This is a genomic window from Miltoncostaea marina (assembly GCF_018141525.1).
In the GTDB taxonomy this organism is placed as follows: Bacteria; Actinomycetota; Thermoleophilia; order Miltoncostaeales; family Miltoncostaeaceae; genus Miltoncostaea; species Miltoncostaea marina.
The window spans coordinates 3,065,312-3,085,220 of sequence record NZ_CP064655.1 but is presented as its reverse complement, the minus strand read 5'-3'; the positions used below and the strand labels follow the sequence as shown (position 1 = coordinate 3,085,220).

The following is a 19,909-nucleotide window of genomic DNA, read 5'->3' as shown; positions in this document are numbered from 1 at the left end:
GCGCCCGGCGGCGGCCGGCGCGGCCGCGCTCGTGGCGGCCGCGGCCGCGCTGGTCGCCGGCGCCGGCCCGGCCGCCGCCCAGGCCCCGTCCGGCCTGAGCGGCGCCTTCGACCCGGCCGCCTCCGGCGCCCACGTGGCCGTGGCGGGCTCCGGCGCCGCGGGGCCCGTGGTGCTGGTGCGCCGCCCGGGCGGGCCGCCGCTGCGCTACGAGGACGCCCGCTCGCCCGCCATCGACGGCGAGCGCCTGGCGTACGTCGACTCGGCCGGCGTGCGCCTGGTGGCCTGGCGCTCGGGCCAGGAGCTCGGCCGCGTGGACGGCGCGCGCCTGATGAAGCCGGCCCTCGATTGGCCCGACCTGGCCTACGTGCGCCGCACCCGGACCGGCGGCCAGGTGCTCGAGCTCGTGAACCTCGTCACCCGGCGCACGCGCGTCGTGGCCCGGGTGGGCCGCCACGTCGACCTCGGCCGGCCGGCCCTGCGCGGCGGGCTGATCGCCTGGCACGTGGCCGCCGGGCGCTGGTCGGAGATCCGCGTCTCCCCGGTCCGCCGCCTGACCCGCGGCCGGGTGATCGCCACCTCGGTCACCGGCCTGCAGGTCAACCCCTCGCTGGCCCAGGGGCGCGTCGCCTGGGTCGAGCACGCGGGCTCCGACTCGTTCCTGCGCATCCGCGCGGTGCGCGGCGGGCCGGTGCGCACGCTGCTCTCGCAGCGGGGCGCCAGGCGCATCCTCTGGACCACCGCCCTCGGCGCCAGCCGCGCCTACGTCACCCGCTGGAACGTCAACCGCGGCCGCGGCGAGGTGGTCGGGCGCCGCTGGCGGTAGCCGCCGCGCCCGCGCCCGCGGGGCGCCCGCGCGGGCCCCGCTCAGACGACGGCGGCCATCCGCTGCTCGTGCAGCTCGTCGGGGGTGCGCTCGGCGGGCGGCGGCGTCGGGTCGTCGGCGCCCTCCAGGTCCTGCAGCGTGTCGGCGATCGTCACGTGGAGCTCCTCGTAGAGCTCGATGTCGTGCGGGGCCACCGCCGCGCCGTCCGCGTCGTGGGTCACCCGGATGCGCGGCCGCGTGATGTGCTCGCGCGACGTGCGCGCCACGATGCCGCGGCGGCCGTCGCTGAGCCGCACGGCGACGCCCTCGGGATAGGGGGCGATGGTGCGCTTGAAGATCTCGACCAGCTCGATCGGGAACGCGCTGCCCGCCAGGCTCAGCACCAGCTCCCAGGCCTCGTGGGTGGGCCGCCGCGCGTGGTACACGCGCATCGACGAGACCGCGTCGTAGACGTCCGCCATCCCCGCGAGCTGGGCGTGGGGGTGCAGGTCGGCGCCGCGGCCGTTGGGGTAGCCCCTGCCGTCCATGCGCTCGTGGTGGCCGATGATCACCACTCGCGACAGCGCCGAGAGCGCCCCGCGCTCGATCATGTCGAGGCCCGCCTGGGGGTGGTTGCGCACCAGGGACATCTCGTCCTCGGTCAGCCGGCCGGGCTTCTGCAGGATGTGCGCCGGCACCACCAGCTTGCCGATGTCGTGCAGCAGCAGGCCCACGCCGAGCTTCTCGAGGCGGTCGTCGAGGTGGTCGAAGCGTCGCACCCCGCGCCCGTCCTCCCAGCCCATCTGGCGCATCATCGCGTCGCCCAGCATCAGCCCGAGCACGCACACGTTGAGCGAGTGGCCGAGGGTGTAGGCGTCGAAGGCCTGCAGGTCCATCAGCGCGGAGACCATGTGGCGGCTCTCGCGCAGCTCCCCCAGCACCGACTTGACCAGCCCGCCGAGCCGCTCCACCTGCTCGCCGGCCACCCGCGTGGAGGTGCCGTCGGTGGTCACCGACGAGAACACCGACGACAGCTCGCGCACCGCGTGGTCGCGCAGCTCCGGCGAGATCGGCTCGGTGGGGGCGATGCCCTCCGACAGGTGGTCGTCGATGTAGACGGCGAAGACGCCCGCCCGCGCCAGGCCGGCGCGCACCCGCTCGGTGACCACCGCGTCGGGCCGCAGCAGCGGCATGCGGGCGCCCGAGGAGACCGAGTAGACGGGCCGGGCGAGGCGCATGCCGGGCTGCAGGCGGGAGGTGGCGATGATCCTCACGCATGGGGATTCGGCACCCGCCGCCCCGCGCTTGATCCGCCGGGCGCCGTCCTCGGGCAGAGCGCCGTGACGGAGCGTCAGGGAATCAGAACGGGATCTCCCCCTCGCCGTCGCCGTCCGTCCCCGCGCCGCCCGCCGGCGCCCCCACGCCGGCCGGCGCCAGGTCGTCCGCGGGCCGGGCGGGCCGCGACCAGCCGGCGCCCTCGCCCCCGCCGCCCTCGCCGCGGCTGTCGAGGAAGAAGACGTCGTTGGCGATGACCTCGACCGACTGGCGCTTCGAGCCGTCCTGGGCCTGCCACTCGCGCCAGGACAGGCGCCCGTCGACGCCGATGCGCCGGCCCTTGGCGAGGTAGGTTGAGGCCGTCTCGGCCTGGCGGCCGAAGACGGTCACGTCGAAGTAGTTGCTGCGGTCGCCCCAGTTGCCCGTCTCGTCGCGGGCGCGGCTGGAGACCGCCAGGCGGATCGAGCAGATCGGGTCGCCGCCCGCGGTGTGGCGCAGCTCGGGGTCGCGGGTCAGGCGCCCCACCAGGGTGACGCGGTTGAGGTCGGCCGGCATCTCGGCTCCTCCGGGTCGCGGCTCGTCGTGCGCCGATCCTGACCCGCGCCCCGGACGCCATTCAGCACCCGCGTGCGCCGGGGGCGTCACGGGGCCGCGCCGGCGCCTGCCACACTCACCCCGTGCCGGTCAGCCCTCGGCGTCGTCCGCCCGCATGGCGGCCACCCGCTCCAGCGCCTTCTCGAGGACCTCGTGCGGCTGCGCGCCGCTGACCAGCAGGCGCCCGTCGAACACGAACGCCGGCACCGCGGTGATGCCGTGCCGCTGGGCGGTGCCCGTCGAGGCGTCGACGGCCGCCCGGAAGTGGCCGCCCTCCACCAGCTCGCGCGCCTCGTCGGGGTCGAGCCCGGCCTCGGCCGCCAGCGGCGCCAGCTCGTCCCAGTCGGTGATGTCGCGCGCCTCGCCCCAGTAGGCCTCCATCACCCGCTCGTGCAGGCGGTCGTGGGCGCCCTGGGTGCGCGCGTACTCGATCAGCTCGAGGGCCCGGCGGGTGTTCGGCACCCGCTCGGGGTGCGGGTTGTAGCGGAGCCCCGCCTCCTCGTTCATCCGCCGCACGGTGTCGTGCAGGCCGGCGGGGAAGCGGCGCATCAGCTCCTCCCGCGGCAGGCCCTCCGGCGGGTACTCGGGGTGCAGGTCGAAGGGCAGCCACTCCACCTCGACGCCCCGGCCGCGCAGCCACTCGGCGCGCTCGCGCGCGACGTTGCAGAAGGGGCACGCCACGTCGCTCCAGATCGCCACGCGGATGGGGTCGTCGTCGGTCACGGATGCCTCCCGTCTCGTCCCGAGGGTCGCCCCCACCGTAGACGGGCGCGAGGGCCGGGCGCCCCGTGACGGCCGTCGACGCGGCGGTGATCGCCTGGATGACGCTCTGGGCGATCGTGGGCGCCTCGCGCGGCCTGGTGGAGCAGGCGCTGTCGTTCGCGGGCCTGGTGGCCGGCGCGCTGGCCGGCTCGCGCCTGGCGCCCGAGCTGCTGCCCGGCGGGCGCGAGTCGCTGTGGCTGCCGCTGGCCTCGCTGGCGGGCGCGCTGGTGGGCGCGGTGCTCGTGCAGACCCTCCTGCTGATGCTGGCCGCGCCGCTGCGCCGGCGGATGCTGCACGGCGCCGCCCGCACGGTCGACCAGGGCGGCGGCGTTGTGCTCGGCGCGCTGCTCGGGCTGGCGCTCGCCTGGCTGATCGCCGCCGTCGCGATCTACCAGCCCGGCGACCGGGCCACCGCCCTGCGGCGCGAGGTGCAGCGCTCGGCGATCCTCTCGACCGTCCTCCACGCCGTGCCGCCGGGCGACGTGCTGGGGGCGCTCGCCCGCGTGGACCCGTTCCCGCTGTTGCCCCTGCCGGCGGCGGTCCTGCCCGAACCGGACCCCTCGGTGGCGCGCAGCCCGGCCACCGCGCGCGCCGCGCGGAGCGTGGTGCAGCTGCGCGGCCAGGCCTGCGGCCTGCTCAAGCAGGGCACCGGCTGGGTGGTGGGGGAGGGGCTCGTGGCCACCAACGCCCACGTCGTCGCGGGCGGCGGCGGGTCGCAGGCGATCCTGCCGGGGGGCCGCTCGCTGCCGGCCACGCCGGTCTACGTCGACGGCGCCGACGACGTGGCGATCGTGCGGGTGGCCGGGCTCAGGCTCCCGCCGCTCGTCCTGGCCGGGCCGCCGGGCTCGGGGCAGGACGTGGTGCTGCTGGGCCACCCCGGCGGCGGCCCGCTCGTCGCCGAGGCCGCCACGGCGGCCGCGCCGCGCACGGTGCTCTCGCAGGACGCCTACGGCCGCGACCGGGTCGCCCGCAGCGTGGTGGCGACGCGCGGCACGCTCGGGCCGGGCTCGAGCGGCGGGCCGGTGATCGACGACCGGGGGCGCGTGGTGGCGATGATCTTCGGCGCCTCCCCCGGCGGGGAGTCCGGCGCCGCGGTGCCGCCGGGCCCCATCCGCCGCGGCCTGGCCTCGCCCCTCACCCCCGTCGATCCGGGGCCCTGCGCCTGAGCTCCCCTGGGCGTCGTGGTCGAGCTGATCGCCATCCTCGTCGCCTGCGGCCTGCCGGCGGGCGCGGCGGTGGCCTCCCGCCGCGCGGCGGGAGGCGCGCCCGCGCCCGCGCCGACGCCGTGCTCGACGACCCGGCCGGCGCCGTGGCCGGCGCGCTGACGGACGGCGGCGACCCGGCCACCTCGCGCCGCTGCGCGCGCGCCGTGGAGCGCTACGAGCGGGCGAGCGCCGCCGTGGCCGGGGCGCGCACCCGGCGCGAGCTCGACCTGCTCGTGGCCCGCCACCGGCTGCGCGCGGGCGCGGCGCGGATGGCCCTGCGGGGGCTGGAGCGCCTGGGGGACGCGCCCGCCGGCGCGCTCCCCGCGCCCCGCCGCTAGCCGCTGCGGGACCGCCGCCGGACCCGGAGGGGCCGCGGGCTGCAACACTCGGGGGTCGTGCGCCTCCTCCGTGACCGTCGCCCCGAGACCCTCGTCACCCTCGTGGCCGCGGTGTCCGTGCTGCTGCTCGCCGTGGGCGTGGTCGCCTACCGGGTGGCCACCGCGCCCGGCGACCGGGTGCCCGCCGGCACCTCCATCGCCGGCGTGGAGGTCGGCGGCCTGACCGCCGACGAGGCCGAGCGCGCGGTGCTGGCCGGCGCGCCCGACCCGCCCGGCACCATGCGGATCGCGCTCGACGGCGAGCCCGGCTTCCCGCTGGAGGTGCCGGTCGAGGAGCTCGGCCCCCGGCCCCGCGCCCGGCTGGCCGTGCGGGAGGCCATGGAGCGCCGGTCGCTGTTCGACCGCGTGCTGGCCGAGGTGGGGCTGCCGCGCGGGCGCGAGGTGTCGCTGCGCTACAGGGTGACCGGCGCCCGCGCCCAGCGGATCGTGGCCGACGTGGCCGGCCGGGTCGACGCGGCCGCCCGCCCGGCCGAGGTGGGGGTGGGCGGCGGCAGGGTCGTCGTCACCCCGTCGCGCCGGGGCCGCGCCGTCGACCGCGCCGCGCTGTCGCGGCGCATCGCCGGGCTGGCCGATCGGGTCGAGGTGCCCGTGGAGGTGGTCGAGCCCGAGGTGACCGACGCCGAGGCCGAGGCGGCACGCGCGCGCGCCGCCCGCATGGTCGCCCGCAAGGTGCGGGTGCGCGGCGCCGGCCGCGAGGCGGTCGTGCCCCGCGCGGTCCTGCTCTCGGCGCTGCGCTTCCCGTCGGCCGACGGCGCGATCGGCGTCGAGCTCGACCCCGACACGATCGCCGCCGCGGTGGTGCCCGCGTTCGAGGGCGTGCTGCGCGAGCCGGTCTCGGCCTCCTTCGCCGTCTCGGGCGACCGGGTGAGCGTGGTGCCCTCGCGCGACGGCCGCCGCCTGGACGCCGCGACGCTGGCCGACCGCATCGAGCGGCGTGGCGGCGCGGCGGCGGTGCGGGTGGCGATCGACCGGCTGCCGCCCGAGCGCTCGACCGACGACGCCAACCGCATGCGCATCCGCGAGCTGGTGAGCGAGTTCTCCACCCCGTACGCCTGCTGCCAGCCGCGCGTGCAGAACATCAAGCGGGCGGCCCAGATCCTCGACGGCACGATCATCCCCGCTGGGGCGCAGTTCTCGCTCAACGAGGCGATGGGCGAGCGCACCCGCGCCCGCGGCTTCGTGGCGGCGCCCCAGATCAACGCGGGCAAGCTCGAGGACGCGGTGGGCGGCGGCGTCAGCCAGATGGCCACCACGGTCTTCAACGCCGCCTTCTTCGCCGGCCTGCGCATCGTCACCCACATGCCGCACGAGTTCTGGATCACCCGCTACCCGGCCGGCCGCGAGGCGACGGTCTCGTGGGGCGGGCCGGAGATGATCGTGGAGAACGACTGGCCGGCGGCGATCCTGCTCAAGGTGAGCGCCACCGACACGGGCGTGACCGTGCGCATGTACTCGTCGAAGCTCGGCCGCCGGGTGACCACCGAGACCATCGGCGACCCCGTGGCGGGCACCGCCTTCCGGGTGGAGTACACGCGCAAGGTGTGGGCGGGCGACGCGCTGAAGCGCGACGAGCGCTTCACCTGGAGCTACAAGGCCCCGCCGGCGGAGTAGCGTCGGGCGATGGACGCGCTCTCGGACGCCTTCCCCGTCGTCCAGGCCTTCGACGAGGAGGTCATCGGCCGCGGCTTCCGGCCCGCGCAGATGGTGCTGGCCGCCTTCCTCATCACGTTCGGCTGCGTGCGCGCCTACACCCACGCCGCGCGCCAGGGGCGCGGGCCGGGCAACCTGTCGGTGGGCGACACCCGCATCCACCACATGGTGCCGGGCATCTTCCTGCTGCTGGGCGCCGGCTTCACCGAGATCGCCTTCGACCCCGACTTCCCGCCCTGGCTGTGGTGGCTCATCCCCACCGCCTTCGGGGTGGGGGCCGCCCTGGTGCTCGACGAGTACGCGCTGTGGCTGCACCTGCGCGACGTCTACTGGACCGAGGAGGGCCGGCGCTCCATCGACGCCGTGATCATCGCCGCGGTGCTGATCGCGATGGTCGCGCTCGGGGCGCCCTTCTGGCTGCGGGTGATCGAGGGCGCCGACCCGGCGGGCGGCTTCCTGATCGTGGCCTACCACGCCCTCAGCGTGGTCTGCGCCGTCATCTGCCTGGCGAAGGGCAAGTGGGAGACGGGCGTGGTCGGCTTCCTGCTGTGGCCGGTCGCCCTCGTGGGCGCGCTGCGGCCCGCGCGGCCGGGGTCGCGGTGGGCGCGCCGGCGCGCCGCGGCCGACGCCGCGCCCGAGCCCGCCGGGCGGTGAGCGCCGGGTCGCGTCCCGCTACGGCGAGCACCTCGCCGCCATCCACGCCGCCGGCCACACGGCCACGGCGCGGGCCGCGGCGCGCGAGCTGCTGGGCCGGCTGCCGCCCGGCGCGCGGGTGGCCGAGGTCGGCTGCGGCGACGGCACCACGGCGTCCCTGCTGGCGGCGGCCGGCACGAGGTGCACGCGAGCGACGCCTCGGCCATGGTGGCGCCGGCCCGCGGCGGGCGCCGGCGCTGCGCTCAGCGTCGCGCCGTTCGCGAGGACCCGCTGCCGGCGGGCTGCGACGCCGTGGCCGCGATCGGCGAGGTGCTCGGCTACGGGGACGACGTGGGCGCCGGCGACGCCGCGCTGGCCGCGCTCGCCGGGCGCGCGGCGGCCCGCGCTGCGCCCCGGGGGCCTGCTGCCGGCCGATCTGGCCACCCCCGCCCGGGGGCACGCGCCCGCGGGCGGCGGTGGGCCGAGGGCGCCGGCTGGGCCGTGCCTGTGGAGGGGGGCGACGAGGGCCGCCTGCTCCTCCGCCGCATCGTCGCCGTCCGCGACCCCGGCGACGGGCGCCCCCGCCGCGGCGAGGAGGTGCATCGCCAGGTGCTGCACCCGCCCGCGCGGGTGCTCACCGCCCTGCGGCGGGCGGGCTTCGCCGCTCGCACGCCCCCCGGGGGCTACACCGGCGGGCCGCTCCCGCCCGGGGTCACGGCCCGCCTGGCGCGCCGGCGGCGCTGAGCGCTAGGACGCGCCGCCCTCGCCGTGCTCGCGCAGGAAGCGCTCGAGCTCGGCGGCCAGCTCGTCGCCGGTCGGCAGCGGGCCGGGGTGGTCCTCCTCCACGCGCCCGGCGGCGTCCTCGAGCTGCTCCACCAGGGCGCGCAGCCGCGGCTCGGCCTCCACGGCGCGGCCCACCTGCACCTCGAAGGTGGAGGCGGCCTCCTCCAGCTCCGCGGCGTCGACCGTGATGCCGGTCAGCCCCTCGAGCGCCCGCACCAGGGCCAGGCTGCCCTTCGCGTTGGTCAGGCCGGCCGCGTAGTGCGAGACCGGCGCCCACATGGAGATCGACTCGAAGCCGGCCTGGGTGGCGGCGTGGTGCAGCACGCCCACGATGCCGGTGGGGCCGGCGTAGCTGGGCGCCCGGAAGCCCCAATCCTCGATCAACGCCGGGTCGGACGCCATGCCGGTCAGGCGGATGGGGTGGGTGTGGACCACGTCGGCCAGCAGCGCGCCGACCGTGATGATGCGCCGCACGCCGAGCTCACGGGCGGCGTCGAGCAGCAGGGCGCAGAAGGTGCGCCAGCGCATCGAGGGCTCCGTGCCGGCCACCAGCACCAGGTCGTGGGGCCCGTCGGGCGGGCGGGCCGTGAGCAGTTCGACCTCCGGCCACACGAGCGAGCCCGCGCCGCCCTCGCTGGTCAGGTCCACCAGCGGGCGGGTGGCCTGGAAGTCGAAGAAGCCCTCGGGGTCGATCGCGGCGATGCGCCGCGCGCCGAAGCGCTCGCCGATGAAGGCGATCGCGTTGGACGCGGCCGAGGCGGCGTCGTTCCATCCCCCGAAGGCCGCGACCATCACGGGGTCCCGGAGGTCGGTGGGGCGCTCGTCCCAGTTGAGATCGGCCATGGGGTGATGTTGACAGGCGGGGCGCCGCCGCGCTCGCCGGATGCGCGGCCGCGCCCCGCCTGCGGGGACCTACGAGCGGTCGGCCTCCGGGGCGCCCAGGGCCTGCACCGCGGCGGCGGCCTCGGACATGCGCTCCCACGCCTTGCGCTCGGCGGCGTCGTACTCGGCGGTGGTCCCGTACAGGTGGGCGTTCCGGGACACGGCGAGGTAGTCGCTGGTGGCCCGCTCGAGCTCGGCGGCGGGATCGAGGATGGCGTTACTCATCGGTTCCCCCTCATCGTGGTTGTCCCGGGCGACACGGCACGGTGTGACCGGTAGCTGACCATGGCAGAAACCCTTCGGACGCGCCCTAGGCCAGGTGGCTAAGGAACGGTGAACAACGCTGTGCGGAGGGCTAGTCCCCCCATCGGCACCAAAGCATGCGCGCAGGACGACCGGGGCCGATCCTCTGGCGCCCGGCGATCGCGCCGCCATAGGATCGCCGCGACCCGCCCCTGTCGAGGAGGCACCCGTGGCACGCCGGCGACCCGTCCGCTCCCTCCTGCTGGCGACCGCGCTCGCCGCCGCCCTGCTGGCGACCCTGCCGGCCGCGGCGCTCGGCGCCTGGGCCAAGGTCTCCGGCGACGCGGTGTCCACCATCCACCAGCCGAGCCTGCTGCAGCACGGCCCGCGGGTGCTGGCCCTCTGGCCGGCGGGGACGGGCACCGACCTGGCCACCACCCTCGAGCTGCGCGGCTTCGCGCCCACGCTCGCCCGCCCGGGCAACGGCCTCGGCGCGGTCGCGACCGTGGCGAGCGGGTTCACGGTGATGGCCAGCCAGCCGGCCCTGCTCGCCACGCCGGCCGGCCCGCGCGCGGTTTACGGCGCCACCCGTCCCGACGGCATCGCCCGCCTGTACCTCTCCGAGCCGTTCGCCGAGGGCGTGGCCCCGGCCGGCCCGCCCGCCGAGCTCGGCGCCTCGCGCGGCGGCACCCTCGACGCGGTCGCCCTGGCCGACGGCACGCCGGTCACCGCGCTCGACTGGGCCGGCGACCTCCACGTGCAGCGCGGCGCGATCCCGGTCGACCAGGAGGGCGCCCCCCTGCAGGCGCAGCTCGGCGGCTGCTGCTCCTACAACGTGGCCGCCGTGCTCGACGCCGCCGGCGGGGTGTGGGTGGCGTGGTACTCCAACGCCGCCGGCCAGACCGGCGTCTACGTGCAGGCGGTCGACCCGGCCACCGGCGCGCCCCTCGGCAGCCCGGCCAAGGCGCCCCAGAGCCAGGGCGTCGCCAACAACACCCAGCGCATCGCGCTGGTCGCCGAGCCCGCCGGCCCCGGCGCGCGGGTGGTCTACGCCGCCCAGTCCGGCCCCGTCGCGCCGTACCGGATCGTCTCCTGGCGCCCCGGCGAGGGCGCCCCGACCCCCGTCGCCGTCCCGGGCGACATCGGCATCGCGTTCTACGGCACCGCCGCCCGCCACCGCGACGGACGCCTCTGGGTTGCCTGGTACGACCGCGAGGCCGGCGGCGCCAACCGGCCGGGCGTGGTCGCCAAGCTCGGCAACGCCCGCGGCGCGGGCGGCGTGAACGTCCCGCTCGGCCAGCCGCCGCGCACGGTCGCCAACGGCCCGCTGGCCTCGCTCGCCCAGGGCGAGAACCTGCTGGTCGGCGCGGTGATGGACACCGGCGCGGTCCGCGGCGCGCTGTGGGCCACGGTGAGCCCCGAGGTGATCATCCAGAACCCGCAGACCATCCGCAGCGGCCCCGCCCGCGTGGTGGCGCCCAAGCGCGTCTCCATCCGCGCCCTGCGCGCCTCCAGGACGAAGTGCGTCCACGTCAAGGTCACCGCCGTGCGGGCCGCCCGGGTGCAGGTGTCGATCTTCTCCGGCCGCAGGAGCATCCGCCTGTTCGGCCAGGCGCGGGTCGTCTTCCCGACGGCGGGCTCGAAGGTGGTCTGCGTGCGTGTGCCCCTGCGGGCGCGCACCTTCGACGTGCGCACCCCCACCCGGATCGCCGTGGCCGCCAAGCCGGGGGCGCGGCCGGTGCGCGGCGAGAAGCCGGCCACCCTCACGATCCGGGGGCTGCGCTTCTTCCGGTAGCGGCGGGCCTCAGGCGGCGGGCTGGCGCGCGACGAGGCGCGCCACCCGCAGCCGCTCGCGCACCAGGCGCGGAGCCTGCAGGTTCTGCCCGGGCCGGGCGACCAGCAGCCCGCCGCCGCGCAGGCGCACGCGCACGGGAGCGCGCAGCCGCCGCGGCACCATCCGGGCCGCCCGCCGCTGCGCCGCCACCGCCCGCGCGATCGCCAGCGTGGCGGGCCGCAGGTCGGCCTGGGTGGCGGGCGTGCAGCCGCTGCTGCGGCGCAGCTGGATCATCGCCACGCCGGCGTTCGCGGCCTCCGCCGACGCCCGCGCCGTGCGCGACTGCAGCCGCGCCGCGGCGGCCGCCGTGCGCAGGCGGCGCGGCCCGCCGGCCGCCAGCGCCCGCTCGAGCGCCTCGGCGCGGCGCAGCATCAGGTGCGCGCGGGCCGCCTCCGAGCGGGCCAGGGCCTTCATCTCGCCGCGCAGCGGCTCCAGGGCCAGTCGGCAGACCGGCACGCCGGTGAACGGCGGCCGCGGCGGCCGCGTGATCGAGGTCCGCAGTGGCGGGCGGGGGCTGGGCGCCACGGGCGGCCCCGGCTGGGGCTGCGGCTCGGGCTCCGGGTCGGGCGGCGGCGCCCAGGCGTCGGTCATCGCCACCACGTCGTGGGTCGCCCCGCCGCCGGGCAGCGGCGCCCACTGGCGCCACACGACCTGCGTCGCGGCGCCGTCGGCGTCCAGGCGCACGCGCGACCCGCCGCCCTCGGGCCATGCGACCCCGATCGGCTCGTCCCAGGCGGTCGCCGCCACGTCCTCGAGCGCCGACGCCCCCTCGAGGACGGTCAGCCCCTCGTCCGGCAGGTCGATGGCCCACACGGCGCGCAGGCCGGCGTCCCAGGTCATGTCCACGTCGGCCAGCGCGACGCCGGGCTCGTCGACCGTCGTCGAGAGGTACCGGCTGAAGCGCCACCCGGCGGCCGGGCTGTAGACCCAGGCGGCCAGCTCCCGGGAGATCCGGTGCGGGCCCGCGACGCCCAGCCGGCCGCCGGGCCCGGCGACGAGCTCCACCACCCGCACCGCGACCGGTCCCTGGCCCGTCTGCCAGCCGCCCGTGTGCGACCACCGCGCCCAGCGGTCGCCCGAGTCGGAGCCGGCGCTCCAGAGCACGTGGCCGGTGCCGTCGCTGCCGAACGCCGCCGCCTCGACCACGCGGCCGCCGTCGATGTCGCCGGCGAGCCGCGCCGGCGCCTGCCACCCCGAGCCGTCGCGCGCGCTGGCCCACACGCCGCCGCCCGGCTCGGTCCAGGCGGCGACGGCCGCGCCCCACGGGCCGCTCGCCACGGTCGGGGAGCCGGCCATCGCGCCGCCGTGCGCCGGCAGCGCCTCAGGCGCGCTCCAGCCGGAGGCGCCGGGGGCGTGTCCGCTCACCCAGCCGGTGACCCCGTCGGTCCACGAGGCCCAGGTCGATCCCTGGTGGTCGACGACCACACGCGCGCCCGCGGGGACGGTCGCCGGCGAGGCCCACACGCCGGCCGCGAGCCTCCGGTGCACCCGCGTCGCGCCTGCCGTCCGCTCCAGGGCGATGACGTCGCCGTCGCCGTCGATGCCGACGAGCTCGGCCCGCGACGAGGGCGCCGCGAGGGCCGACCACGCGCCGCCGGGCGCCGGGCGCACGGCGAGCGCGCCGTCGCCGCCCGCGTCGGACCAGGCGGCGACGGCGCGGTCGTCGCGGGCGGCGAGCGCGAGCGCGTCCGAGCCGCCCGACGGCGCCGGGCCCTCGAACGACGCCAGCTCGACCGGCTCCGACCACTCCGCGAGCGCGGTCGCCGGGGCTGCCGCGAGCACGGCGGCCATGACCGCGAGCGGGCGGAGTCGGTGGAGGGTGCGCGAACGGGCCATCACCACATGGAACGGCGCGGCGCCACGGCCCACAACTGGCCGGACGGACGGCCGGCTGCCGTCCACCCGCGACTCCCGCTGCGGCCGGCCCGCAGCGGGAGTCGGCCGCGGCCGCCGCTAGGGTCTGCGACCGCGCCGATGCCCCTCCGCAACCGCGTCACCCCGTTCAACGAGATCGTCGCGGTGGCCGACCGCGGCCTCTTCATGGGCAACCGCGGGCGGCTCCACGAGGACCGGCGCGAGCCGGTGCGCCGGTACCGGGTCAGGCAGTGGATCACCTGCCGCACCGAGTTCAAGGACCGGCGGCGCGAGCTGATGACGCCCGGCGAGTACACCGAGCTGTTCTTCCTCGACGAGGCGACCGCCCTCGCGGCCGGCCACCGGCCCTGCGGGGAGTGCCGCCGGGAGGCCTTCACCCGCTTCCGGGCCGCCTGGTCGCGGGGCAACGCCGACGGCGAGCCGGTGGCGCTGCGCGACCTCGACGCCCGCCTGCACGCCGAGCGGTGGGAGGGGTGGGGCAACTACGGCCACCCGCGGCGCCACCGCGCGATGCTCGACGAGCTGCCCGACGGCGCGATGGTGGCGATCGACGGCGAGGCCCTCCTCGTGCTCGGCGAGCACCTGCACCGGTGGACCCCCGGCGGCTACGCGTCCGACCCGCGCCCGCGGCGTCCCGCCGGCGAGGTCGAGCTCCTCACGCCGCCGAGCACCGTCGCCGCGATCGCCGCGGGCTACGCGCCCGTCATCCACCCCTCGGCGCGGGCGGCCTGACCGGCCGCGACGGGCGACTGGCCCCGCCCGGGCGGCCGGTGATAGAGAGGGGCTGCCGTCTGTCCGGCCGTTCACCCGACGACGCGGAGGCCCCGATGTTCGAGCTCCAGGACCAGGTCGCCATCGTCACGGGCGGGGCGAAGGGCATCGGGCGCGGCATCGCCGAGGCGCTCGTGGAGGCCGGGGCCACCGTGGTGATCGCCGACATCGACGTCGCCGCGGGCGAGGCCACCGCCGGTGAGGTCGGCGCGACCTTCGAGCGGACCGACGTCACGTCGGCCGACGACTGCCGCGCCCTCGTCGCGCGCGTGGTCGAGCGGCTCGGCCGGCTCGACGTGCTGTGCTCGAACACCGGCATCTACCCCCAGGCCAGCCTCGCCGAGATGACCGTGGAGCAGTGGGACCGGATGCAGGCGGTCAACGCCCGGAGCACCTTCCTCATGGTCCAGGCGGCGATCGAGCCGATGCGCCGCCGGCGCTACGGCCGCGTCGTGATCACCTCGTCGATCACCGGCCCGGTCACCGGCTTCCCCGGCTGGTCGCACTACGGCGCCAGCAAGGCCGCCCAGCTCGGCTTCATGCGCAGCGCCGCCATCGAGGTCGCCCGCGACGGCATCACGATCAACGCCGTCATGCCGGGCAACATCCTCACCGAGGGCCTCCGCGAGCAGGGCGACGACTACCTCCGCCAGATGGCGGCGAGCGTCCCCACGGGCACCCTCGGCGAGCCGCGCGACATCGGCACCGCCGCCTGCTTCCTCGCCTCGAGCGAGGCGCGGTTCATCACCGGGCAGACGCTCATCGTCGACGGGGGCCAGATCCTCCCGGAGTCGCCGGAGGCGCTCGCGTAGGCGACCTGCCGAAGACGTTGCTTCGTGGCTGGCAGAAGCGCTCGGGTGCAACGATCGGCCGCTAGAGCGCCAAGCGTGCGATTCTCGACCTGAACGCCCGATCCAGCCGCACCACACCGTCGATGAGGTCTGCGTGGACTTGTTCCCAACGCTCCTCATCCCTGTAGCCGCCGTCATACACCTTGCAGATGCGGCAGGCACGCTTGCCTGCGAGTGGCTGCCAATCCAGCTCGCTCCCGAACGCCTCCTCGATTGCTGACTGTTCGGCCAGAAGCTGATCGAAGATCGCCATGTTCTCGTCGTCGCGTCCCGTGCCGCGGTCGATGTACAACTCGGCGCGGCAGTCGCGTTGTCTGATGTTGGCGTTGAAGGCCAGGCCGCTGAGCCCGGCTCCGGTTCCCAGCCAGTTCTCGTCGGTTGGCGAGAGGCCGCTCAAGAGGTTGGTGCGGGCCCGGGCGCGCTCGAGGAACTGCGTCCAGAATCGATGGCGCAGCTCGTGGCGTTCCGCTCGGTCCTTCTTTACTTCTCCGACTTGGCGGCTCTCGGCGCTTGGGCCGACGATGCGGGTGAGCAGCGGTGCGGGCGGCGAGCCCGCGATGCGAATGCCCTCGATCTTCAACAAGAAGAAGTCGGCGGGCGAGGCTTCGTTGAGCCACGTGATCGCGCGGACGTGCTCCGGACGAGGTTCGGCGACGATCCAGACCGCAGCGCCCGCGTCGAAGAACGCCACGTAGGTCAGCAACTTGCCCAGGTGGTCGTGGTCGGACCGCTCGAGCTGGTTCTCGATGACGACCGTGCGGCCATTGGCGTCCTCGCCGAGCAGGTCGGCGCTGAACGCGCCGGCGGAGCGCTCACGCTCGACGCTCGTGAGCTCGAAGTCGACGGCATCGCTGAGCACGTCCGGGTTCTCTTCGAGCCACGTCGTGAGGTTGTGCGCCTCGTGCGGCCACACCTGGCGCAGCGGCACCCGCTCGATCTTGCCGATTGGCGCTCCACCGAACGACATGTGACCGGTCATCGGGCGCTCACCAACTCACTCGCCATAGCGTCTCTCCCTGAGAACGAAGCGTGCTGTCGCCGCCGCTCCAACGGCTACGGCGGCCTGTGGGCCCCCGCACATCAGTCATGCCGCCGCCACGCGCGCCATCGCGTAGACCCCCTGCGGCATCGCGTCATCTAGGCGCCAGGTGAAGGCGATCGGCCGCTGTCCCGAGTGACTGACGTAGCGCGCCGTGCCGAGGAATACATAGGCCCGCTCGGCCTTGGTGTCGCGCGCGAAGAGCAGGACGTGCGTGCCGCGTTCGGCGTGATGGATGTAGCGCTGGCCCGTGGGTGAGCGCTCGGTCGTGGTGCTCTGCGATTCCCAGTGGAACAGTTGCCGCGAAATCGCGTGATCGCGGTACATCGTTGTGGGCGAGTACTGGTGCTCGGCTTTGTTGATCGTCACGAAGAACAGGTCGCATTGCGAAGCCTCGTCCCACAGCACGCCCTCGCGCAGTGGCCGCGGCTTCTCGGCGCGCGAGGCGCCGATGGCCGCGAGTGCCTCGTCGCGGGTGTAGTGGCAGTGGACGCTCAGCGGGACCGGCTGGGTGAGGCGTAGCTCGCGCGGTACAACGTTGGCGCGCTCCTCGAGTGCCTCGATGAGCTCGGACAGTTCGTGCCGGCGCGCCGGGTTACGCCACAGGCGCTCGAAGCCCTCGTCGAGCGTCGCCCCGCGCTCGCTTGTGCCCCACAGGTCGAAGTGGAGCATGGTGAGTAGCCGGCGCTCGCGCTCAGTGAGCGTCGCTTCAGTGGGCGGCGCGTCCACGGCAAGGAAGCGTCGGTAGGCATTGAGACGCTCGGGGTCGTCGATGTGCAGCATGCGACCGAGCGCCCGCCCGAGACGCACGTCCTCATCGCCGAGCTCCGCGACTGGCATGCCCGCGTCTCGGCGGAGGGCGCTCCAGCCGCGGCCGGAGCGGTAGACGTCGTCGAGCTCTCGGCCGCTGGCATCAAGGAACTGGTCCAGCCTGACGTCACCGATGCCGCGCAGATCGTCGATGAGCTCGGCCCAGCGTCCGCCGACGGCGCGGCGGATGTTCTCCAGCACGATGTCCTGCGCCACCCGGTCGAGCTGCATGTGGCATCCCGACGGCAGATACGGGAACCCCTCCTCGACGCTGCGCTGGATGTCCGCCCGGCTGCCGCCGCCCAGGATCGCTCGGATCCGCCGATCGAAGCGGAAGCGCCGGTGCTGCTGGCCGATGAAGTCGAGCACGGTTAGGCACGCCTTGTCGTCGGTGCGCCGCAGGCCGCGGCCCAGTTGCTGCAAGAACACGGTCGCGCTCTCGGTGGGGCGCAGGAACAGCACCGTGTCGATCGCCGGCACGTCGAGGCCCTCGTTGAACAGGTCGACCGCGAAGATGCAGCTGATCTCGCCGTCGCGCAGCCGCCGAAGTGCGTTGGCGCGCTCCTCGCTGCCGGTGCGTCCCGAGACCGCCACCGACGGAATGCCGGCCTCCGAGAACCGCTCGGCCATGTAGCTAGCGTGGTCGATGCTCACGCAGAATCCGAGCGCCCGCATCTGTTGCGGATCGGCCACGATCTCGCGCACCGAGCGCAGAATCTTCGCCAGGCGCGCCTCGTTGCCGGTGTAGACGTCGTTGAGGGCGGCGAGGTCGTAGCCGCCCCGCTTCCACTCCAGCGCGCGCAGGTCGACGTCGTCGTGCACGCCGAAGTACTGGAACGGACAGAGCTGGCCGCCGTCGATGGCGTCCCAGAGACGCACCTCGACGGCGAAGCGCCCGTCGAACCACTCGGTGACGTCCTGTCCGTCAGTGCGCTCGGGCGTCGCGGTGAGGCCGAGCAGCACCTGGGGGCGCAGGTGCTCGAGCAGCCGTCGGTACGTGTCGGCCGCCGCGTGGTGGAACTCGTCCACGATCACCATGTCGAAGTGGTCGGGCGCGAGGTTCGCCAGGTCGAGCCGCGACAGCGACTGCACCGAGGCGAACACGTGGCGCCACTCGGTCGGCCGCTCGCCACCCACGTAGACCTCGCCAAACGCGCCGTCGCGCAGCGCGTGCCGGAACACACGCCGGCTCTGGTCGAGGATCTCTTGCCGATGGGCAACGAACAAGAGGCTCATCCGGCCGCCTCGGGCGGCGAGCAAGCGCCGATAGTCGAGGGCCGCGATCACCGTCTTGCCGGTGCCGGTCGCGGCGACCACGAGGTTGCGCCAGCGGCCGTGTCGCACGCGCTCCACCTCGAGCTGCTCGAGGATCCGCTCTTGGTGCGGGTACGGCACCAAGTCGAACGGGGAGAGCTCCGCCCGATTCTCCGGCCGCTCGCGCCGCACCGCCGCTGCGAACCGGTCCGGCTCATAGGGCTCAACGTGCGGGTCTTCCCAGTACCCCTCGAACGTCGCCCGGAACGTCTCGAGCACGGCGGGCGTCTCGACCGCCGAAAGGCGCACATTCCACTCGAGCCCATCCACGAGCGCGGTGTTCGAGAGGTTCGACGACCCGATCAGCGCCGTCGAAAACCCGGACGCTCGCTCGAACAGCCACGCCTTCGCGTGCAAGCGCGTCGCCGTCGTGTCGTAGGAGATCCGCACGTCGGCGCCGAGGTGGATCAGCGCCTCGAGTGCTCGAGGCTCTGACGAGCCGAGGTACGTCGAGGCGATCACCCTCACCCGCCCAGCACGTTCGACGACCTCCGCGAGCCGGTCCCTGACGATTCGTACACCGGTCCACCGCACGAACGGGATCAGCAGATCAACGCCGTCGGCCGAGGCGAGCTCCCGGTTGACCTCCGCGCCGACCGCCGGCTCACCACGCGCGTTGACGAGCAGGGCGCTCGACGACAGCGGGACCGACGGGCGCTCTCGACTGTGCAGGGCGCCCGAGGGATCAGGCGGCCCGAGCACCTCGTGGAGGTAGCGCGGAGGGAACGCGATGGCGTCTTCACGACCAGCGAACGACCGCTCTGAGGCCTGCCGGAGCTCCTCGAGAATCGCGTTCGCGACGTGCGCCTGGGCGTGCGTGCGGTTGTCGTCGGGCAGGTCGCGCAGCGCCCGCGCGGCCAGGGTGGCGAGGTGGCGCGCGAGGGCGAGGTGCGCGTCCGCGGGGTCGAGACCGGTCGTGAGGGCGCGACCGTCAAGCGCCTCGATCTGGCGCGCGAGCCCCTCGGTCAGCAGCCGCTCGTAGAGCCCGATCGGTGGTTCGCTATACGACGCCATCGCTCGGGACCCTAGCCGTGGGGGCGGATTTCACGGGTGGCCGACGGACTCGGTTCGTCAAGTGTGGTTCAGCCAACCGCGTATGAGTGGAGAGGCGGCGGGACCACCGAGGGGTCGAATCCGGCGGCCGGAGCGCATCGACATGCGTGAGGTGTGCGCTAACGAGTCGCGCGACGTCACACCGTGGATTACGTCGAACGGCGGGCAACCTCAGCATCCCGCTCGTCGCGGGCTCGGACCTCGCGGAGATGCAGGGCCGACTTGCCGAACTGAGCACCGCGTCGGCCGACGACCTCGCCGGCGCTGTGGCGCCCGAGGTGGGGCGCAGCCTCAAGTTCAACGCCGCGCTACCGCCGCGGCTCGCGCGTGAGGTGGTCGCCGGGCGCATGCTTGACATCGAGGGTGCCCGAGCGGTCGCCGCGCGTCCATTGCTCAGCACCTCCGGCGAGGGGCCGCTGAAGGACGCCTAGACGTTCGGGGCACGATCTGTCCCTTGGGTTGGTGCGCGCCGCCGTGCGCGCCGGCGACGATCGTCACACGGTCGTGTTCGACGCGTCGTCGCCGTCGTGGGGGAGTACATGCCGAGCTGCGGTCCCTGTGGTGCGCCCAAGCGCGAGGCCACCGCTGCCTGCGAGCACTGCGGGGCCGTGCCGCACCCGCAGCCCGAGCTTCTGAAGCCTGAACCTGCCGGCTTCTCGGCACGGAAGTACTTGGGTGAGCGACTCACCGACGTCTCGACGACGCCGCTCGGCGGGCGAGCGCGTACACGGCTCACGAGCACCTCAGATGTTGAGTCGGCGACGCGGAAGACGCGCGGGCCGAAAGCGACGTCGAAGCGGACGCTTCCGGCGTCCCGCTCACGAGCGCGCACGTCGGCACCGAGCGCGCCCTCGGGCGCGCGGGAGGGGGTCCCGTACTCCGAGCGCGTCTATCGCATCTGGACGGAAACGGCCGCGCAACCGTTGGATGGCGCTCTGCGGCTCCGATTCTCGCTGCGCGGTGAGGTGAAGGCGCTCGGCGAGCTGATGCGTGTCCACGGCGAACAGGTGGTCTGGGCGAGCGCTCGTGACGTGGTTCGGCCGGGCGGCATCCTGCGCCTCACAGAGTGGCTGGCCCGGGTGCAGCGGCGTGTCGACGACGCCTCTGCCGGCGGAGCATCGGCCGGGCGCTGACT

Annotated in this window: 19 protein-coding genes; 11 read left to right on the top strand and 8 right to left on the bottom strand. The window is 75.5% G+C overall.

Annotated elements, in window-relative coordinates:
• Positions 1-31 precede the first annotated feature (31 nt).
• Positions 32-823, top strand: a complete 792-nt coding sequence (locus ITJ85_RS15630; RefSeq protein WP_217914032.1) for a hypothetical protein — start codon at positions 32-34, stop codon at positions 821-823.
• A 41-nt stretch (positions 824-864) separates the two neighbouring features.
• On the opposite strand, the gene ITJ85_RS15625 is transcribed toward ITJ85_RS15630, so the two are convergent.
• The 3 genes from ITJ85_RS15625 to ITJ85_RS15615 all read right to left on the bottom strand — a co-directional run bounded on the left by ITJ85_RS15625 (position 865) and on the right by ITJ85_RS15615 (position 3,394).
• On the bottom strand, positions 865-2,076 hold the full coding sequence (locus tag ITJ85_RS15625) for an HD-GYP domain-containing protein (RefSeq protein WP_217914031.1): 1,212 nt from the start codon (positions 2,074-2,076) through the stop codon (positions 865-867).
• 85 nt (positions 2,077-2,161) lie between these two features.
• Positions 2,162-2,632 (bottom strand): single-stranded DNA-binding protein, encoded by a 471-nt coding sequence (locus ITJ85_RS15620; RefSeq protein WP_217914030.1) that lies wholly within the window; start codon positions 2,630-2,632, stop codon positions 2,162-2,164.
• A gap of 129 nt (positions 2,633-2,761) precedes the next feature.
• Positions 2,762-3,394, bottom strand: coding sequence for a DsbA family oxidoreductase (locus ITJ85_RS15615; protein WP_217914029.1), 633 nt, complete (start codon positions 3,392-3,394; stop codon positions 2,762-2,764).
• A gap of 65 nt (positions 3,395-3,459) precedes the next feature.
• Between ITJ85_RS15615 and ITJ85_RS15610 the strand changes: the two genes are divergently transcribed.
• The 5 genes from ITJ85_RS15610 to ITJ85_RS15590 all read left to right on the top strand — a co-directional run bounded on the left by ITJ85_RS15610 (position 3,460) and on the right by ITJ85_RS15590 (position 8,063).
• Entirely contained in the window at positions 3,460-4,599 is a 1,140-nt protein-coding gene (locus ITJ85_RS15610) for a CvpA family protein (RefSeq protein WP_217914028.1), read from the top strand.
• Positions 4,600-4,718: 119 nt separating this feature from the next.
• The gene (locus ITJ85_RS15605) at positions 4,719-4,976 is read left to right on the top strand and encodes a hypothetical protein (protein WP_217914027.1); all 258 of its coding nucleotides are present in this window, start codon (positions 4,719-4,721) and stop codon (positions 4,974-4,976) included.
• A 57-nt stretch (positions 4,977-5,033) separates the two neighbouring features.
• Positions 5,034-6,647, top strand: a complete 1,614-nt coding sequence (locus ITJ85_RS15600; protein WP_217914026.1) for a VanW family protein — start codon at positions 5,034-5,036, stop codon at positions 6,645-6,647.
• A gap of 9 nt (positions 6,648-6,656) precedes the next feature.
• Complete coding sequence (locus ITJ85_RS15595) at positions 6,657-7,340, top strand: hypothetical protein (RefSeq protein ID WP_217914025.1); 684 nt, start codon at positions 6,657-6,659, stop codon at positions 7,338-7,340.
• Between the two features lie 180 nt (positions 7,341-7,520).
• Entirely contained in the window at positions 7,521-8,063 is a 543-nt protein-coding gene (locus ITJ85_RS15590) for a hypothetical protein (protein WP_217914024.1), read from the top strand.
• Positions 8,064-8,066: 3 nt separating this feature from the next.
• On the opposite strand, the gene ITJ85_RS15585 is transcribed toward ITJ85_RS15590, so the two are convergent.
• A complete protein-coding gene (locus tag ITJ85_RS15585) occupies positions 8,067-8,945 on the bottom strand; it encodes a PAC2 family protein (RefSeq protein WP_217914023.1) in 879 nt (292 codons plus the stop codon).
• A gap of 69 nt (positions 8,946-9,014) precedes the next feature.
• Positions 9,015-9,209, bottom strand: coding sequence for a hypothetical protein (locus ITJ85_RS15580; protein WP_217914022.1), 195 nt, complete (start codon positions 9,207-9,209; stop codon positions 9,015-9,017).
• Between the two features lie 247 nt (positions 9,210-9,456).
• On the opposite strand from ITJ85_RS15580, the gene ITJ85_RS15575 reads away from it, so the two are divergent.
• Positions 9,457-11,022: a hypothetical protein gene (locus ITJ85_RS15575; RefSeq protein WP_217914021.1), complete on the top strand. Its 1,566-nt coding sequence runs from the start codon at positions 9,457-9,459 to the stop codon at positions 11,020-11,022.
• A gap of 9 nt (positions 11,023-11,031) precedes the next feature.
• Here ITJ85_RS15575 and ITJ85_RS15570 read toward each other — a convergent pair whose 3' ends face one another.
• Positions 11,032-12,897, bottom strand: a complete 1,866-nt coding sequence (locus tag ITJ85_RS15570) for a hypothetical protein (RefSeq protein WP_217914020.1) — start codon at positions 12,895-12,897, stop codon at positions 11,032-11,034.
• Positions 12,898-13,035: 138 nt separating this feature from the next.
• Here ITJ85_RS15570 and ITJ85_RS15565 point away from each other — a divergent pair, with 138 nt between their 5' ends.
• Positions 13,036-13,668: a hypothetical protein gene (locus ITJ85_RS15565; protein WP_217914019.1), complete on the top strand. Its 633-nt coding sequence runs from the start codon at positions 13,036-13,038 to the stop codon at positions 13,666-13,668.
• Between the two features lie 95 nt (positions 13,669-13,763).
• Positions 13,764-14,519, top strand: coding sequence for a 3-oxoacyl-ACP reductase FabG (gene fabG / locus ITJ85_RS15560; RefSeq protein ID WP_217914018.1), 756 nt, complete (start codon positions 13,764-13,766; stop codon positions 14,517-14,519).
• A 61-nt stretch (positions 14,520-14,580) separates the two neighbouring features.
• Here the strand turns inward: fabG and ITJ85_RS15555 are convergent, their stop codons facing one another.
• Both ITJ85_RS15555 and ITJ85_RS15550 read right to left on the bottom strand, forming a co-directional pair.
• Positions 14,581-15,537: a DUF4268 domain-containing protein gene (locus ITJ85_RS15555; protein WP_217914017.1), complete on the bottom strand. Its 957-nt coding sequence runs from the start codon at positions 15,535-15,537 to the stop codon at positions 14,581-14,583.
• 105 nt (positions 15,538-15,642) lie between these two features.
• Complete coding sequence (locus ITJ85_RS15550) at positions 15,643-18,735, bottom strand: DUF3427 domain-containing protein (protein ID WP_217914016.1); 3,093 nt, start codon at positions 18,733-18,735, stop codon at positions 15,643-15,645.
• 248 nt (positions 18,736-18,983) lie between these two features.
• On the opposite strand from ITJ85_RS15550, the gene ITJ85_RS15545 reads away from it, so the two are divergent.
• Both ITJ85_RS15545 and ITJ85_RS15540 read left to right on the top strand, forming a co-directional pair.
• Positions 18,984-19,205 (top strand): hypothetical protein, encoded by a 222-nt coding sequence (locus tag ITJ85_RS15545; protein WP_217914015.1) that lies wholly within the window; start codon positions 18,984-18,986, stop codon positions 19,203-19,205.
• 177 nt (positions 19,206-19,382) lie between these two features.
• On the top strand, positions 19,383-19,907 hold the full coding sequence (locus tag ITJ85_RS15540; protein WP_217914014.1) for a hypothetical protein: 525 nt from the start codon (positions 19,383-19,385) through the stop codon (positions 19,905-19,907).
• Positions 19,908-19,909: the final 2 nt, after the last annotated feature.